Origin of the sequence: Nocardiopsis oceanisediminis, assembly GCF_048595525.1 — a bacterium.
Lineage (GTDB): Bacteria > Actinomycetota > Actinomycetes > Streptosporangiales > Streptosporangiaceae > Nocardiopsis_A > Nocardiopsis_A oceanisediminis.
Genome location: NZ_JAFMZJ010000001.1, coordinates 4,278,422 through 4,294,037, shown reverse-complemented (window position 1 = coordinate 4,294,037; position 15,616 = coordinate 4,278,422). Strand labels below are relative to the sequence as shown.

Genomic DNA, 15,616 nt, shown 5'->3' with positions numbered 1-15,616 from the left:
CCCGCCGGGCGCTCCCGGGACCGCCCGCGCGGGGGAGCCCGCCCAGAGGCGCCCTTCCGCGCGGCGCGCCCATCGGTTCTCCGTCCGCTGCGAGTCCGGAAAGGGGGGCGGGGAGGCGCGCCCTCCGGTGGTCGAGGGGAATCCCGTTTCTTCTCTTTTCGAAGGGCGGGGGCCCGTTCTTTCGCGGGTTCGATTTCCCCGGCTCACCGGGACGCGCCTCCCCGGGCCTCCGCGGCCACTCGCCGAAGGCCGCGGACCACCGGATCCCGGCGGTGCCCGGCCTCCGCCCGCGTGCGCGGGGCCGCGGCGCTCACTGCGCGATGGCGAGGACGAGGGAGGCCGCGGCCAGGGCGAGGTAGGCGCCGGGAAAGGCGATGTTGTGGAACACGCGGGCGCGGAAGTGGGCGATGAGGGCGCCGACGAAGAAGAGGACGAGCCCGGTCGCGGCGGCGATGCCGATGAACCGGGCGCCCAGGAGCCCGGCCGCGAGTCCGGCGGCCCCGGCGGTTTTCAGCGCGGCCAGCAGCGGAAGCCAGGACTGCGGTAGGTCCAGCTCGGCCGAGTTCGCGAGGACGAACCTCGCCTTCGCGAAGTCGGCGATGGCGACCCCGGCGTTGGCCGCGATCGTGGTGGCGGTGACGATCACATAGAGGACGGACATGGGTGCGCCCCGCTCAGCCGAGAACCCGGTGGGCGCCGAGGCCCCCGAAGGGGTCCGGCGCCGGTTCGCCCCCCGCGGCCCACTCGGCGGCGGCCGCCTGCGGGCGCCGCGCCTCCGGGAAGGCCGCTTCGATCGCCTCGACGGCCTCCGCCGCGCCCTCGTCGGCCATTCGGTATCTGAGCATCAGAACGGACACGAAATTCTCCCTTTCATCGGCGATCTGCCGCCGATTCGCTCGGTCCATCCTCGCCGCCCGCCCTTATTCACGTCCAATACCTGCATCCATAACCCGATGGAATGGGGGGCGGGGTGCGGCCGCCCGAAAGGCGCGCGGCCGGGGCGCGGCCGCCCTCCCGCCCGGCCCCTGGCCGCGGGGAGGCGGCGCGGGGGCCGGGCGTCCCGGCCCCCGCGCCGGTCCGGAGGGGAGGGAGAGAGGGAGAGGAGCCCCTCCGGGATCAGAAGGCGTCGGGGTAGAGCTCTCCGGCGATGTGCTCGACGGCGTCGATGTTGCCGAGGGTGCCGGGGAACAGGTCGCTCTTGGGGACGGCGATGAGGCGGTCGTCCCGCACGGCGGCCACGTCGGGGAAGGTCTCCTCCAGGTGGTCCCGGGTGCGCTTCTCGGACTCGGGGCCGGAGACGCTGAAGACGATGGCCTCGGGGTCGCGGGCGGTGATCTCCTCGGGGGTGATCTCGGCGGCGAAGAAGTCGGCGAACTCGGGGGCGTCCGGGTCGAAGACGTTCTCCCCGCCGGCGGTGGCGATGATGTCCGCCTCGATCCCGGCGCCGATCGCCTGGAGCGTGTTCCCGTCGACGTAGACCTGGGCGACCGTGAGCCGGGGCACGCCGTCGAGGGCCGCCTCGACGGCGGACAGGCGCTCCTCTGCGTCCCGGGAGAGCTCTTCGGCCCTGTCGGGGGCGCGCAGGATCGCGCCGAGGTCCTCGATGTCGGTCAGCAGGTCGGTGACCTCCGCGGTGCTGCGGCGGTCGAGGCAGCCGCCGGTGGCGACGTAGGCCTGGGCGCCGTTCTCCTTCAGCTGGTCGATGCCGGCGAAGCCCTGCTCGGCGGTGAACTCGTACTCGGTGGGGGAGACCACGAGGTCGGGGGCGGCGGCGAGGAGGTCCTCGCGGGCCGGCGGGGCGTCGGTGCTGAGCACCGGGACGTCGGCGGTCTGCTCGGCGATGTCGTCCGGCAGCGGGGAGACCTCCGTCTGAGCCTGGCCGACCAGGGAGTCCAGGGCCCCGAGGCGGACGAGCAGCTCGGTCTGCGAGGGCATCATGCCGACGATTCCGGTGGGCGCGGCGTCGAAGGAGAGCTCGCGGCCGCAGTTGGTGATCTCCACCGCCTCGCCCGAGCCGCCGGCCGCGTCCGGGGCGCCGGCGACCCCCGTCCCGCATGCGGACAGCACCAGCGGCAGGGCCGCGGCGGCGGCGAGTGCGGACGGGCGGCGGCGGGGGCGGCTCGCCGGGGCGGAGGAGGACGGGTCGCAGGTCATGGGAGGGTGATTCCTTCCGGGGACGGGGTGGTCGGGGCCGCGTCTTCGCGGCGCCGCGTGGATGTGCGGGAGTCGAAGATGAAGTGCCGCCGGCCCGAGTCCGGGTGGGCGACGGCGGTGGAGTCGACGTCGAACGCCGAGCGGATCAGGCCGGTGGTCAGGACCTCCTCCGGCGCCCCCAGCGCGGCCATCCGCCCGCCGGCCAGGACGCCGACGGCGTCGCAGGAGCGCGCGGCGAGGTTCAGGTCGTGCAGGGCGACGACCGCGGTCCTGCCGGCGGTCCGGACCAGGTCGAGGAGTTCGAGCTGGTGGGCGATGTCGAGGTGGTTGGTGGGCTCGTCCAGGACGAGGACGGGGGTCTCCTGGGCCAGCGCGCGGGCGAACAGCACCCGCTGCCGCTCGCCCCCCGACAGCGCCGAGAAGGAGCGGTGCGCCAGCTCCGCGCCGCCGACCCGGTCCAGGGCCTCCATCGCGACGGCGGTGTCGCGGCCGGTGTCGCGGCCGAAGCCGTGCCCGTGCGGGATGCGCCCGAGGAGGACCATGTCGAGGACGGGGATCTCGAACTCCTCGCTGTGCTCCTGGGTCATGACCGCCACGCGCAGGGCGACCTCCCTGCGGCTCAGCGACGCGATGTCCGCGCCGTCCAGGCGCACCCGCCCCGAGGACGGGGACGCGATGCCCGACACGGCGCGGAGCAGGGTGGACTTGCCGCTGCCGTTGGGCCCCAGCAGCCCGAGGACCGTGCCGGAGGGGACGGAGACGCTCACCCCGGACACGACCGGCCGGCCGCCCCGGTGCGCGCCGAGGTCCTCGATGTCGACCCTCATCGGCCCGCCCCCGCGCCCTCGGCGCGGTCGCGCCGCAGCAGCCACAGGAAGAACGGCGCGCCGACCAGGGCGGTCAGCACGCCGAGCGGGATCTCCGAGGGTTCCGCGAGCGTCCGGGCGAGCAGGTCCGAGCCGGCGAGGAACACCGCCCCGGAGAGCACGGCGACCGGCAGCATCTTCCGGTGGTCGGAGCCGACGATGATCCGCGCGATGTGCGGGATGATCAGCCCGACGAACCCGATCCCGCCGGAGACGGCGACGACCGCGCCGGTCAGCAGCGCCGAGGCCGCCAGCACGGTCGTCCGGAGGCGGTTCACGCTCACGCCCAGGGAGGCGGCCGCGTCGTCGCCGACGAGCAGGGCGTTGAGGGCGCGGGCGCGGAAGGCGGCGAACAGCCCGACGGCGGCCAGCGCGGCGGCCGGGAGGGCGAGGTGGCCCATGGTGGCGGCCGAGACCGAGCCGAGCAGGAAGAACATGATGCCGAACACGTTCTGCGCGTCGGTGGTGATGGTGAGGTAGCTGGTCACCGCGCTGAACAGGGAGCCGAGCGCGACGCCGGCCAGGATGAGCCGCTGCGGGGCGATCCGCCCGTTCTTGCGGGCGAGCAGGTACACGGCGCCGGTCGCCAGGAGCGCGCCGGCGAAGGCGGAGGCGCCGATGCCCAGGGAGCCGATCCCGATCCCCAGGACGATGTAGGAGACCGCGCCGGCCCCCGCCCCGGCCGAGACGCCGAGGATGTAGGGCTCGGCGAGCGAGTTGTGGACCACCGCCTGGATCAGCGCGCCGGCCAGGGCGAGCGCGGCACCGGTCAGGGCGGCCAGCAGGGCGCGGGGCAGCCGGAACCGCCACACGGCGCTGTCCTGCACCGGGGTCAGCGATCCGTCCGACATCCACGGCATCCCGGGCACCAGGTGCCCGGTGATGATCCGGAACGCGTCCGCCGGCGCCACCTCGATGGTGCCGATGCTCGTCGAGAGCAGCAGGAGGGCCGCCAGCGCGAGCGACAGGGCGGGGACGAGTACGCGGACCGCGAGCGCGCCCCGCCGGCGGGGCGCGGCCGCGGCGGCGGGCGGGGCGCCGCCGGCGCCCCGCTCCGGTCTCGCTGCTACGGGGGAGCGGTCCGGGGGCTTCACCCCGGGGTTTCCGCTGGTCGTTTCCTGCATGGAGTCAGAAGCCCTTTCCGGCCGTTGAGGGGGTGGTCGGCGCCGGCCGCGTCGCGGCGGCGGCGAAGCCGAGGACGGCGGCCCCCAACCGGTGGAGGCCGTCGAGGTGGTTGCCGCCGTGCCCGGTCCCGGGCGCGCACCACAGGTCCGCGTCGCCGCCGGCCCGGCGCAGCGCCTCGACCACGGCCCGGGTGTCCGCGGCGGCCACCCGGGAGTCCTCTTCCAGGACGATGCCGAGGAAGCGGGGGAGGGCGGTGCCGGGGGCGAGGCCCCGGGCGAGGTGCAGGGGCGAGATCCGGCGGAGGCGCTCGGCCGCCTCGGGGCCGCCCTGGGCGCCGAACTCGGCGATCCAGTGCCGCCCGAGCGGATGGGAGCCCAGGTCGAGCAGGTCGAGCGGGGCGGCGGTGCTGACCACCCCGGCGCACAGGCCGGGGGAGCCGAGCGCGCAGGCGGCCGCCACCGTGCCGCCGTGCGAGGCGCCGGCCAGGACGAGCAGGTCCGGCCGGGTGAGCCCGGCGCGGGCGAGCCCGCGCGCCGCGGCGGCCAGGTCGGCGACGCCGCGCTCCTTGGCGGCGCCCCGGCCGGCCTCGCGCCACGCCGCGCCGTGCTCGCCGCCGCCCCGGATCTGCGCGATCGCGTACCGGCCGCCGTGCCCGACCCACGCCGGGACCGTCGGCTCGAACGTGGCCAGGCTCGGGACGCCGAAGCCGCCGTAGCAGGTCAGGATCAGCGGGGCGGGCCCGGTCGCGCCGGCCGGCGAAGTGATCACGACGGGCACCTCCGCCCCGTCGTCGGCGGTGAACGCGTACCGCTCGGTCCGCGCGGAGGAGGCCGGCGCGGCCGCGGCGGGCCGGCCCCCCTGGAGCCCGCCGGCCTCGACGACCCGCGGGGGGAGGGCGGGGCCCTCGACGAGGACGAGGAACCGGCCGGCGTCGGCGCCCACGCCGCTCGCGACGGCCGGGGCGCCCCCGTAGGACACCGGGCGGTCGTCGGCGACCGCCCCCCGGACGATGCGCACCAGGACGCTGCGGCCCGCGCGCACGCCGGCCGCGAGGACCTCCTCGCCGAGCACGGCGAAGGAGGTGATCCGGAGGGAGGGGTCGGCCCAGGACCACAGCTCGGCGCCGCTGCGCGTGTCGACGGCGTGCAGGCGCGCCCCGCTTCCGACCAGGGCGCCGCCGTCCCCGTAGGCCGCGACCCGGGTGACGGCGGGGAACGCGCCGAGCCCGGCGCCGGTGGCCAGGTCGGTGAGGGCGGTGGGCGCGCCGGGGCGGCTCTCGGCGAGCACCCCCCGCGCCCCGCCGGGGAAGTACCGCAGCCGCGCGCCGGCCGGTGCGGCGGAGGTCCGGAGCCGCCCGGTGGCCGCGTCGAGCGCGGCGATCCGGCCCGACCCGGAGGCGGCGAGCTCGGCGCGGGAGGAGTCGCCGCTCCAGAGCACGGGGTCGTAGCGGCAGCGGACCTCCGGGTAGGTCCGCAGGGCGCCGGTGGCGGTGTCGAGGAGGGCCAGGGCGGCGTCCTCGTCCGCGCGCCCGGCCAGCTGGAGGGCGATGCGGCGCCCGTCCGGAGAGGGGGCCATGAGCAGGATGTGCCCGTCCGGCTCCAGCACCGGCGAGCCGTCGCCCGCCCGGTAGATGCCCTGCCGCGAGCGGCCCGGGAGCCTGCTGAGCGCGAAGCCGCGGTCGGGGAGGCCGGGGCGGCCGTGGCGCTCCCAGCGCGCCAGGGCGGCGTCGAGGTCGGGGGCGGCCGCCGGAGGGGCCGGGGAAGGGGTGTCCGCCATCGCCTACCGCCCGACGGGGTCGAAGCCGCCGCCGTGCCAGTGCAGGTGCCCGCCTTCGTCGAGCGGGCCGGGCATGCCGACGGTGTCGAACCGGTCTTCGCCGACCAGGTGGAGTTCGGCGTCGCCGCCGCGGGTCACCGCGGCCGTGGTGCCCGAGGGGTCGAGGGCGACGGCCCGGCGCTGCGCGGGGGCCTCGCCCACCGGGTCCCAGGGCGGGTGCCCGGCCGCCGGCGGACGCGACATCGCGGGGAGCGGCCTCCGGTACAGCGTGTGCGGCCGCGGCCCGCCGCGCTCGACGAGCGTCAGTTCGTCCCCGGCGGGGTGGACCGTCGCCACCGCGGCCCTGCCCCCGCCGAGGGCGAAGCGGAACGCGAGCCCCGGCGGCAGTTCCAGGGAGCGCGCGTCGCCGCTGGACAGGTCGATGTCGACCAGGTGGTTGGTCCACTCGGTCCAGGCGGAAGGGGAGGCCGGGCCGCCGCGCACCACGCCCACGGCGCGGCCGGTGTCCGGGTCGAAGCGCAGGTAGAAGGCGCGACCGGGCACCGGCCAGGGAACGGTGCCGATCATCCGCGGCGCGCCGCGGTCGACGACGAACCGCTCCAGGCCCCGGCTCGTCGCGGTCGCCGCGATACCGGTCCGCTGGTCGACGACGTCGCCGTGGCCGTCGTCGGCGATCCCGCCGGCGGAGATGCCGGCGATCGCGGGCACGTGGGGGCCGGCGTCGAGGCAGCGGGCGAGGGGGATCGCCTCGACGGCTCCGGGCTCGCGGTGGCGGAGCACGGCCGCCGGTTCGCCGCCGGCCTGGTCGGGGACGACCAGGGCCCCGGGCTCCCCGGTCCGCGAGCGGAACCGCACGGACTCGCCGGCCCGCAGGTCGACGACGGTGGCGACGTCGCTCCACGGGGCCGCGTTCGCGCCGAGGCCGGTGGTCACCAGCACGTAGCGCCCCGAGGCGTCGCAGGCGAGGTGCTCGCCGGGGATGGCCACGGGAACGCGCCGCTCGCCGCCGGGCCCGAGCACCACCAGCGCCCCGGCCCGGTCGTCGACGAACGCCCACTCCGCGCCGGCCGCGCCGTCGCCGGGGAGGGCCAGGACGCCGGCGTGCTCGGCGAGGACGCCGGCGCCGCGTGCGCGGACGCCGCCGCCGTCGAGGGTGTAGGTGCGGCCCGCACGGTAGTCGGCCACGAAGAGCTGATCCACGGTCATGGGGAGGACGCTATTGGAAATGAAAACCGTTATCAAGTAGAGTGCCCGATGCTCCCCTGAGGGCACGTGTCGGCGCACACCGGTCGACACGTTCGTCGTGAAGAGAGGACAACGCCATGGACCAGCAGGTCACCGCCGAGATCGAGGAGACCGAGCAGCTGGCGCACCTGTCGGCCTCGCACTCCAACGCCCTCGTCGAGAACCCCTTCGACGACCAGCGGGTCACCGCCGAGATCGAGGAGACCGAGCAGCTGGCGCACCTGTCGGCCTCGCACTCCAACGCCCTCGTCGAGAACCCCTTCGACTGACCGACACCTGACCGACACCGCCTGAGCGCGCCGCCCGCGGCGCCGACGGTCGGAACCGATCCCCGGTCGGGCGGCCCCGCGCCGCCCGACCGGGCCCTTTCGAGAGGCGGACATGGCCCCGGAACACCCCATCGCCCGAGTCCCGGGAAGCGGCGCCGACGCGCTCGTCGAGCGCGACGGGACCGGAGTCGTGCGCACGGCTTCGGGCCGCTTCCTCCGGCTGCAGAACCCCCCGCCCGGCCTCATCGGCGCCCTGGCCGGCGCCCCGGAGGCCGGAACGCCGGCCGGGGGCGAGGCGGCCCGCGCGTACGCCGAGAGGCTCGCCGCGGAGACGGCCGAGCGCGAGGACGGCGACGCCGAGCGCCGCTGGCCGAGCGCCCGGCGGAACACGGCCCTGGTCGGCCGGGGCGCGGTCGCCGACGCACTGGCCGACGCGCTGGCGGGGTGGGGCGCGGCCCCCGCGCGCTTCCCCGGCGGCGCGGAGCTGCCCGCCGCCGGCGGAGAACACCCCTGGGACCTCGTGATCGCCTACGCCGACTCGCCCGCCGAACGCGCGGGATGGGACCTGCTCGACACCCTTCCCGGACGCGGCACCGCCTGGCTGCGCGGCTACCGGGAGGGCGAGGTCTGCTTCGTCGACCCGGTCTGCGTCTCGCCCGGCGACCCCGCCGCGGAGCAGGTCCGCCGGCGCCGCCTGGCGGCGAGCCCCGCACCCCGCGGACTCGACGCCTGGCAGCGCGCCTCCGCCGCCCCGGCCGGGGAACTCCCCCTCCCGGCGCGCACACTGCTGGCGGCCCGGATCCTCACCGTCGCCCTCGCCTGGGCGCGGCAGGCGGACACCCTGGACGGATACCGCGGCACGCTGTGGAGGTTCGCCGCCGCCACCGGGGAGATCAGCGAGCACCCGGTCCTCGGCTACGACGCCCCGCCGCCCCTCGCGGAGCGGCCGGACCGCCCGTCATGACACCGGACCGCGGACGCGACCACCGGAGCACGGCGCCGGACGGCACCCTCCTGCGCGGGCTGTGGTGGGAATGCGCGCGCCCCGAGGGCATCGTGCTGATCCGCACCCCCTACGGCGCCGGCCTGCACGCCCCGATCGCCCGCTCCTGGAACGAGCGCGGATACCACTGCCTCGTGCAGGACGTGCGCGGACGGTACCGGTCCCAGGGCCGGTGGTCCCCCTACGCCCATGAGCAGGAGGACGGCGGCGCCTTCCTGGCGCAGGCGGCGGCGGAGCACCCCGGGCTCCCCGTGGTCCTCTTCGGCGCCTCCTACGCCGCCCACACCGCCCTGGAGGCCGCGCGCGCCGCCGCCGGGGCCGGGCCGCCCGTCGCCGCGGTCATCGCGCTCGTCCCCGCCCTCGGCCTGGCCGAGACCGCCTGGAACACCGACGGCGAACCGCAGATCCGGCACCGGATCGGCTGGTGGCACCAGCACGGGCGGACCGGCCGCTCCGCACCCCCGCTGCCCCCCGCCGAACTCGACCGGCGGACCGCGCACGCCCGGGAGCGCGGCGCCATCGAGGCCGCCGAGGACTGGGACTGGCCGCCGGAGGCGCTCGCGGGCTGGCGGCGGCTGTGGACCTCCCACCGGACCGACCTGCGATCGCGCTACCGCCGCATCACCGCCCCGCTGCTGGTGGTCAGCGGCGATGACGACTTCTTCCACGCCGACGCCCGGCGCCTGGCACGCGCCTGGAGCGCCGCGAGCCACTTCGCCGGCGGCCCCTGGGGCCACGGCCTCGCCGCCGGCGTCGCCGACCCGGGCCTGCGCGCCCGCATCACCGCCGCCGGCGGGCTCTCCCGCGTCATCGACCCGTGGCTGGCCGCGAACGGGCTGCCCGGCACCGCGGCGGAGTGGACCCGCGTCCTCGCGCCCGCCGCCGGGGCGCGCACCCGCTCGCTCCTCGACCCCCAGACCGGGACCTGGCGCCACGAAAGGATTTCCGATGACCGTGTCCACCCGCCCGGGCGGCCGGTACCGGGAGGGTGAGCACCCGGTCGCCGCGGAACAGCGCCCGCACCGCACCGCCTCTCCTGCGAGCCGGGGCCGTCAGCGCCCTCCGGTGCTTCTCGCCCCCGCTCCTTGGACGGCGATCGAACGCGGATCCCGATCAGCGGCCGGAGAACCCGGAGGGGCCGGGCGGCCGGTCCTCTCGGGTCGTTCGAAGGCGGACACCTCATCGGCCGCACCCGGCCCCTCCGGGCGCCGAAACCCCGGTTCCAGACACCTGCAACCCTAAGGACCTCCCCATGCCCCTGACCGGAACCGCCGGCCCCGCGCCGCGGCAGGACGCCGCGGCCCCCGCCGCACCGCGCGCCGGGGAGCCCCGGCTGCCCGTGGAGGCGCTGGTCGACCCCGAATGCGGGATCATCCGCTCCGTCCGGGAGGTGCCGAAGCCGGACGGCGCGCCGCCGTCCTACCTGGCGATGACCGCGGCCGTCTCCGACGCCCGCCGGCTCGGCGAGTGGCCCGCCGACCGCGTCTCGCTGGGCACCTCCTTCGGCGACGCCGCCCAGGCGAGGATCGCCGCGATCGCCGAGGGCGTCGAGCGCTACTGCGGCAACTGGCTCCCCGCCCGGCTCCCCGAGGACGAGCTGCGCGTCGCCTCGCGCGCCGAGCTCGCGGCCGCCGGCGCCGACCCGATCGCACTGGCGGACCTGCCGGCCTTCGCCCCCTGGCAGTACGCCCGCGACGGGTTCCCCTACCGGCGGCAGACCGAGGACACCCCGACCCTGTGGGCGCGCTGCGCCGGCCTGGACGGCGCCCGGACCTGGGTGCCCGCGTCGCTGGTCTACCTGAACTGGCGGCAGTCGCGCTTCCGCGGCCTCCCCCGCATCCACCACCTCAACTACGCCGGCATCGCCACCGGCCGGGGAAGCGACGACGCCCGGGACCGCGGGGTCCTGGAGATCATCGAGCGCGACGCCCTCGAACTCTGGTGGCACCTCGACGGCCCCGCCTTCGGCATCGACCCCGCGAGCGTCCCCGGCCTCGAGGAGGACCTCCGCGGCGGCTCCCTCCGCGTCTTCCTGGCGGCCATGCCCTCGGAGTTCGCCCCCGCCGTCGCGGCGCTCGTGCACGACCGGGAGCGCGGCCTGTACGCGGCAGGCTTCTCCGCCTCCTGCGACCCGGTCCGGGCCGCCCGCAAGGCGGTCCTCGAAGCCGTCCACACCTGGGTGTACACCCAGGGGTGCACCGCCGCCGACGGGTGGGTGTTCCGCGCCGTCGAGCACGGCCTGATGGCCCGCGGCCTCTACCTGGACTTCCGCGAGGACGCCTCCTACCGCGACGCCGCCGGCGAGCAGTACCGCGACATCGTCGACCTGGGCGCCCACGTCCAGCTCTGGCTCGACCCGCGCGTCCACGCGGAGGCCCGGCGCTTCACCGAGCCCGCCCTGGGGACCCGGCCGATCACCGACCTGGAACCGGTGGACATGGGCGAGGTCTACCGGCGCCTGGCCCACCGCGGCCACCGGATCCTCACCCGCGACCTGACCACGGCCGACATCCGCCGGACGCCGCTGCGCGTGGTGCGGACCCTCATCACCGGGCTCGTCCCCAACGCCCCCGCCGCCTTCGCCTACCTCGGCATGCCCCGCTTCCGCGAGGCGGCCCTGGAGCGCCGGTGGCGCACGGAGTGGAGCGGCGGCCCCTCCGACTTCACCCTCCTCCCGCCCCCGCACATGTAAGGCCCCCCGTTGCTCTCCGCAGACCACCCGGCCGCCCCGGCCCGCCGACCGCACCGCCGCCCCGACCCGCCCGGCCTTCCCCCCGCCCTGGCCCGCGCACTCACCGCCGAACCCCCGGGCCCGGCGCTCCCGCCGGGGCCCCGGGCCAACCGGTGGCGCGCCCTCGGCGCCGCCCGCACGGCCGCCCCCGACCGCGAGCGGGACCTGCTCACCGGCCTCTGGTCCGGCGACGGGTACCACCGCCGCCCCGACGGGACCGCCACCGGCGTCCGCAGGCGCCCGGTGCCCTCCGCCGGCGGCGCCTACCCGGTCCAGACCCACCTGGTCGCCGGCCCCGGCGGCGCCCTGGAAGAGGGGCGGTACGTCTACGACCACGAGCAGGGCGCGCTGCTCCGCCGCGACGCCGGCGCCGAGCGGGCCGCGGGCTGGGACACCGGCCCCGCCGGCGGGCACGGGGCGGGGACCCACCTGGTCCTGACCGTGCAGCCGGGCCGCAGCTTCGGCCGCTACCGGCACCGGGCCTGGCCGCTGTGGATCGCCGACACCGCCTACGCGCTCGCCGCCGCGGAGTTCCTGGTCCGCGCGGACCCCGCCCGGACCCGGCTCGGGCCGGGCGCACCGCTGCGCAGGCTGCTCGGCGTGCCCCGCGCCGCCGAGCACGAGCGCTGGCTCGGGCACGGCCTCGCCCCGGAGATCCCGCTCGCGGCCGTCGAGCTGCCGGCGGCGTGGACACCGGACCCCGAGCGCCGCGCCGCCCTCGCCGCCCGCCGGTCGCCGGCCATCGGCGAGTTCGCCGCCGAGGCCCGGCGCCGGCCGCCCGCACCCGGAACCGGGCACGCCGCGGCGGCGTCCGGGCAGGCGTGGGTCCTTGGGGCCCACCGCCTGGAGGCGTGGTCCGTCCCGGCGGACGCCCCGGCCGCCGCCGTCGCCGGCGCGCTGTGGCGGGCCCACCGGGCCGCGGCCGGCCTGTGCTACGCGGGCGCCCTGTCGGGGCGGTGGCGCTGCCGCCCGGTGTCCGGCTTCAGCGCGGCCCGGGGCCGCTGGATCGTGCACGCCCTGGCGATGCTGCCGGGCACGGCGGAGGGGAGCGCACCATGATGATCGTCCGCGAGCTCTGGCGGGAGGCGGCCCGCTTCCCCGCGGCGCTGGCGTGGAGCACCGCGCTGCTGGTGCTCGTCTTCTCCACCCACCTCGGCCAGGCCGCGGCCATCGCCTGGTCGATGTCGGCGGCGCTGCGCGGGCACCCGCAGGACGTGCTCGCCGGGCTGTCGCTGATCGTCGCGCTCGCACTGGCGCGGATGCTGCTCTCCCTGGCCCAGACCTCCGCCGCCGCGGGGCTGGGCGGCCGCGTCCGGCAGGCCCTCCGCCGCCGCGCGATGCGGGCCGCGCTGGCGCCCGAGCGGCTGCACGACACCGCCGCCCGGGACGGCTCGACGCGGGCCGGCCTGAGCGACGGCATCGACGGGACCGACGCCTACGTCTCGAAGTACGTCCCCGCCGTCGCGCAGGTGCTGATCGCCTGCCCGCTCGTCGCGGCCCTGCTGCTGCCCCTCTCCCCGGCGGCGGCGCTGTCCGTCGCGGCGGGGGTCGTGCTGGCGCTGCTGGGGCCCATGGCCTGGAAGCGGATGACGGCCCGGCGCGGGCTCGACCACTGGGACGGCTACGAGGCCCTCAGCGCCGACCTGCTCGAATCCCTGCGCGGCATGGCGGCCCTGCGCACCCTCGGCGACGTGCCCGGGACCCGGGGGCGGCTGGACGCCCGGTCCGAGGCGCTGCGCCGCGCCACCGAGCGCGTCATGCGGGCCTCCCTCGCCGAGACCGCCGTGGTCGACCTCGCCGTCCAGGGGGGCATCGCGGCCGCGGCGATCGCGGCCATCGGCCACGCCGCCACCGGGCAGGCCCCCGCCGTCGAGGTCTACCTGGTCCTCCTGCTCGCCTCCGAGGCGTTCCGACCGATCCGGGACCTCTCCCGGCACTGGCACTCCGGGTTCCTCGGGCTCACCGCCGTCCCCGGCCTCGCCCGGATCGGCGCCTTCGCCCCCGGAACCGGGCGGGACGCCCCGGCGCCCGGCCCCGGGGGCCCCGCGCCGCGCCCGGGGGCCGCGGGCGGCCGCGCGGAGGTACTGAGCGTCTCGGACCTGGGCTTCCGCTACCCCGGTGCCCGCGGCGACGTGCTCAGCGGCCTCACCCTGACCGCCCGGCGCGGAACGCTCACCGCGATCGTCGGAGAGTCCGGCGCGGGCAAGTCCACCCTCTTCGACCTCCTGCTCGGCCTCCTCACCCCGGACACCGGCCGCATCACCCTCGACGGCCGCCCGGTGCGCCCCGACGACATCGCGGTGGTCTCCCAGCGCCCGGTGCTCTTCGCCGGGACCGTCCGGGACAACCTCACCGCCGCCGGGGCCGCGGAGGAGCCCGACATCGCCGAGGCGTGCCGGGCGGCCGGGATCCTCGACGAGATCCAAGGCCTTCCGCACCGGTTCGACACCGAGGTCGCCGAAGCGGGCGCCGACCTGTCGGGCGGGCAGCGCCAGCGCCTCGCCCTCGCCCGGGCCCTCCTCGCGCGGCGCCCGGTCCTCCTCGTCGACGAGCCGACCAGCGCCCTGGACGCGGCCCGCGCCGCGGAGGTGGTCCAGACGCTCCACCGCGTCGCCCGCGACCGCATCGTCATCATGATCAGCCACCGCCCCGAGACGCTCGCCGGCGTCCCCGACGTGCTGCGCCTGGGCGCCGGGCGGCTGGAGAAGAGCGCCCCGTGAACACCGCCTCCGCACTGCGGACCCTCCGCGCCCTGCTGCCGGCCCTGCGCCCCGAGTGGCGCGGGATGCTCTGGAGCTACCTGGTCGGCACCGCCAGCGCCCTCGCCCTGGCCGCCCTCACCGTGCTCACCGCGTGGGCGGTCGGCCACGCCGTCGCCGAGCGGACGCCGCCCGGACCGGCCTGGTGGATCGCCGTCCTCGTCCTCGTCCTGCTCCGCACCGTCCTGACCTGGCGCGAGATGGACGTCTCCCACGCCCTGGCCTACCGGGTCCTGGCCCGGCTCCGGATGGCGCTGTTCGACGCCTACGCGCGCAGCGTCCCCGGGCGCCGCCGCGAGCACTCCGGGCGCGCGGCCGCCGTCGCCATGGGCGACATCGAGAAGCTCGAGTTCTTCTACGCCCACACCATCGCCCAGCTCGGCGCCTCGGCCACCGTCTTCCTCGCCGCCGCGGCCACCGCGGGCGCCCTCCTCCCGGAGGCCGCGGCCGTCATGCTCGCCGGCAGCGCGGCCATCGCCACGACCTCGCTGTACTGGGCGCGGACGGCGCGGCGCCTGGGCGAGCAGGAGCAGCACGAGCGGTCGGCGCTGTCCGCCCGGATCGTCGACGCGCTCGGCGCCCTCCGCGAGGTGCTCGCCTACCGGCTGGCCCCCCGCATCATCGCCGACACCGACGCCGCCACCGGGCGCGCCGCCGCGATCACGCGCCGCCGGGAACTGCTGGCGCAGCTGGTGGACGCGGTCCGGGAGCTCATCGTCACCGCCGTGGTCATCGGCGTCATCGCCGCCGCCGCGGGGGTGCTCACCGGCGGCGCCGGCGCGGGGCCCTCCCCGGCCGTCCTGCCCGCCCTCGTGGCGCTGGCGGTCACCGGGGTCGCCGCGGTCACCGAGGCGACCACCACGCTCACCCGGCTGCACCCCCTCGTCGCCGCCGCCGACCGCGTCGCCGCCGGCATCGGCCGCCCCCCGGTGACGGCCGCCCCGCGCGCCCCGCGGCGGCCGCCCGACGGGCCGCTCGGGCTCCGGTTCCGGGACGTCTCCTTCGCCTACGACGGCCGGCCGCCGGTCCTCGCCTCCTGGTCCGCCGAGATCGCCCCCGGCGAGCACGCCGGCCTCGCCGGCCCCTCCGGGGCGGGCAAGAGTACCGTCATCGCACTCGCCGCCCGCCTCTGGGACCCCGCGTCCGGCGCCGTCGAACTCGTCGCCGCCGACGGCGGGGGCGTCCCCCTCACCGACATCGACGACGCGTCCCTGCGCCGCGCGGTCGCCCTGGTCGACCAGGACGCCACGCTGTTCCACGGCACCGTCCGCGACAACCTCCTCCGCGGCGCCGAACCGCGCCCCGACGGCGACCTGGCCGCCGTGCTCGAACAGGTCGGCGCCGCCGACTGGATCGGCCTCGACGACGACCTCGGCGAGGATGGGGTGCGCCTCTCCGGCGGCCAGCGGGCCCGCCTCTGCCTCGCCCGCGCCCTCGTCCGCCGCCCCCGGGTCCTCCTCGTCGACGAGGTGACCGCCAGCCTCGACCCCGCCACCGAGCAGGCGGTCTCCGACGCCATCGCCGGCTTCGACGGCACCGTGCTCATCTCCTCGCACCGCGGCGAGACCCTCGCGCGCTGCGGACACGTCATCGACATCACCGCCCCCGCCCCCCGGGACCGGGCCCCCGGCCTCCTCTGACCGGCCGGGGCCCGGTGCGGACCGGGCGCCCCCGCGGAGGCGCCGGGG

The 15,616-nt window shown here is 77.7% G+C and carries 14 protein-coding genes; 7 read left to right on the top strand and 7 right to left on the bottom strand.

The window, feature by feature from the left end; translation table 11 throughout:
* Positions 1-310 precede the first annotated feature (310 nt).
* The 7 genes from J0910_RS19150 to J0910_RS19120 form a co-directional block, all read right to left on the bottom strand.
* A complete protein-coding gene (locus J0910_RS19150) occupies positions 311-661 on the bottom strand; it encodes a DoxX family protein (protein ID WP_420159914.1) in 351 nt (116 codons plus the stop codon).
* Between the two features lie 13 nt (positions 662-674).
* Entirely contained in the window at positions 675-845 is a 171-nt protein-coding gene (locus tag J0910_RS19145) for a hypothetical protein (RefSeq protein WP_420159913.1), read from the bottom strand.
* A gap of 271 nt (positions 846-1,116) precedes the next feature.
* The gene (locus J0910_RS19140) at positions 1,117-2,154 is read right to left on the bottom strand and encodes an ABC transporter substrate-binding protein (RefSeq protein WP_420159912.1); all 1,038 of its coding nucleotides are present in this window, start codon (positions 2,152-2,154) and stop codon (positions 1,117-1,119) included.
* Positions 2,151-2,981, bottom strand: a complete 831-nt coding sequence (locus tag J0910_RS19135) for an ABC transporter ATP-binding protein (RefSeq protein ID WP_420159911.1) — start codon at positions 2,979-2,981, stop codon at positions 2,151-2,153. The genes J0910_RS19140 and J0910_RS19135 overlap by 4 nt, the downstream gene beginning before the upstream one ends.
* A complete protein-coding gene (locus J0910_RS19130; RefSeq protein ID WP_420159910.1) occupies positions 2,978-4,144 on the bottom strand; it encodes a FecCD family ABC transporter permease in 1,167 nt (388 codons plus the stop codon). The genes J0910_RS19135 and J0910_RS19130 overlap by 4 nt, the downstream gene beginning before the upstream one ends.
* A 4-nt stretch (positions 4,145-4,148) precedes the next feature.
* Entirely contained in the window at positions 4,149-5,921 is a 1,773-nt protein-coding gene (locus tag J0910_RS19125) for a prolyl oligopeptidase family serine peptidase (RefSeq protein WP_420159909.1), read from the bottom strand.
* Between the two features lie 3 nt (positions 5,922-5,924).
* Complete coding sequence (locus J0910_RS19120; RefSeq protein WP_420159908.1) at positions 5,925-7,127, bottom strand: hypothetical protein; 1,203 nt, start codon at positions 7,125-7,127, stop codon at positions 5,925-5,927.
* 116 nt (positions 7,128-7,243) lie between these two features.
* Between J0910_RS19120 and amiA the strand changes: the two genes are divergently transcribed.
* From amiA to J0910_RS19085, 7 genes are all read left to right on the top strand, one after another.
* Positions 7,244-7,435 carry a streptamidine family RiPP gene (amiA, locus tag J0910_RS19115; protein ID WP_420159907.1) on the top strand — a complete coding sequence of 64 codons (192 nt, stop codon included), beginning with the start codon at positions 7,244-7,246 and terminating at the stop codon, positions 7,433-7,435.
* Positions 7,436-7,547: 112 nt separating this feature from the next.
* On the top strand, positions 7,548-8,399 hold the full coding sequence (locus tag J0910_RS19110; RefSeq protein ID WP_420159906.1) for a hypothetical protein: 852 nt from the start codon (positions 7,548-7,550) through the stop codon (positions 8,397-8,399).
* Positions 8,396-9,430 carry a CocE/NonD family hydrolase gene (locus J0910_RS19105; protein WP_420159905.1) on the top strand — a complete coding sequence of 345 codons (1,035 nt, stop codon included), beginning with the start codon at positions 8,396-8,398 and terminating at the stop codon, positions 9,428-9,430. Before J0910_RS19110 ends, J0910_RS19105 begins: the two co-directional genes overlap by 4 nt.
* Before the next feature lie 260 nt (positions 9,431-9,690).
* A complete protein-coding gene (locus J0910_RS19100; protein ID WP_420159904.1) occupies positions 9,691-11,130 on the top strand; it encodes a YcaO-like family protein in 1,440 nt (479 codons plus the stop codon).
* Positions 11,131-11,139: 9 nt separating this feature from the next.
* Complete coding sequence (locus tag J0910_RS19095; RefSeq protein ID WP_420159903.1) at positions 11,140-12,228, top strand: nitroreductase family protein; 1,089 nt, start codon at positions 11,140-11,142, stop codon at positions 12,226-12,228.
* On the top strand, positions 12,225-13,889 hold the full coding sequence (locus J0910_RS19090) for an ATP-binding cassette domain-containing protein (protein WP_420159902.1): 1,665 nt from the start codon (positions 12,225-12,227) through the stop codon (positions 13,887-13,889). Before J0910_RS19095 ends, J0910_RS19090 begins: the two co-directional genes overlap by 4 nt.
* Positions 13,886-15,568: an ABC transporter ATP-binding protein gene (locus J0910_RS19085; protein ID WP_420159901.1), complete on the top strand. Its 1,683-nt coding sequence runs from the start codon at positions 13,886-13,888 to the stop codon at positions 15,566-15,568. Before J0910_RS19090 ends, J0910_RS19085 begins: the two co-directional genes overlap by 4 nt.
* Positions 15,569-15,616: the final 48 nt, after the last annotated feature.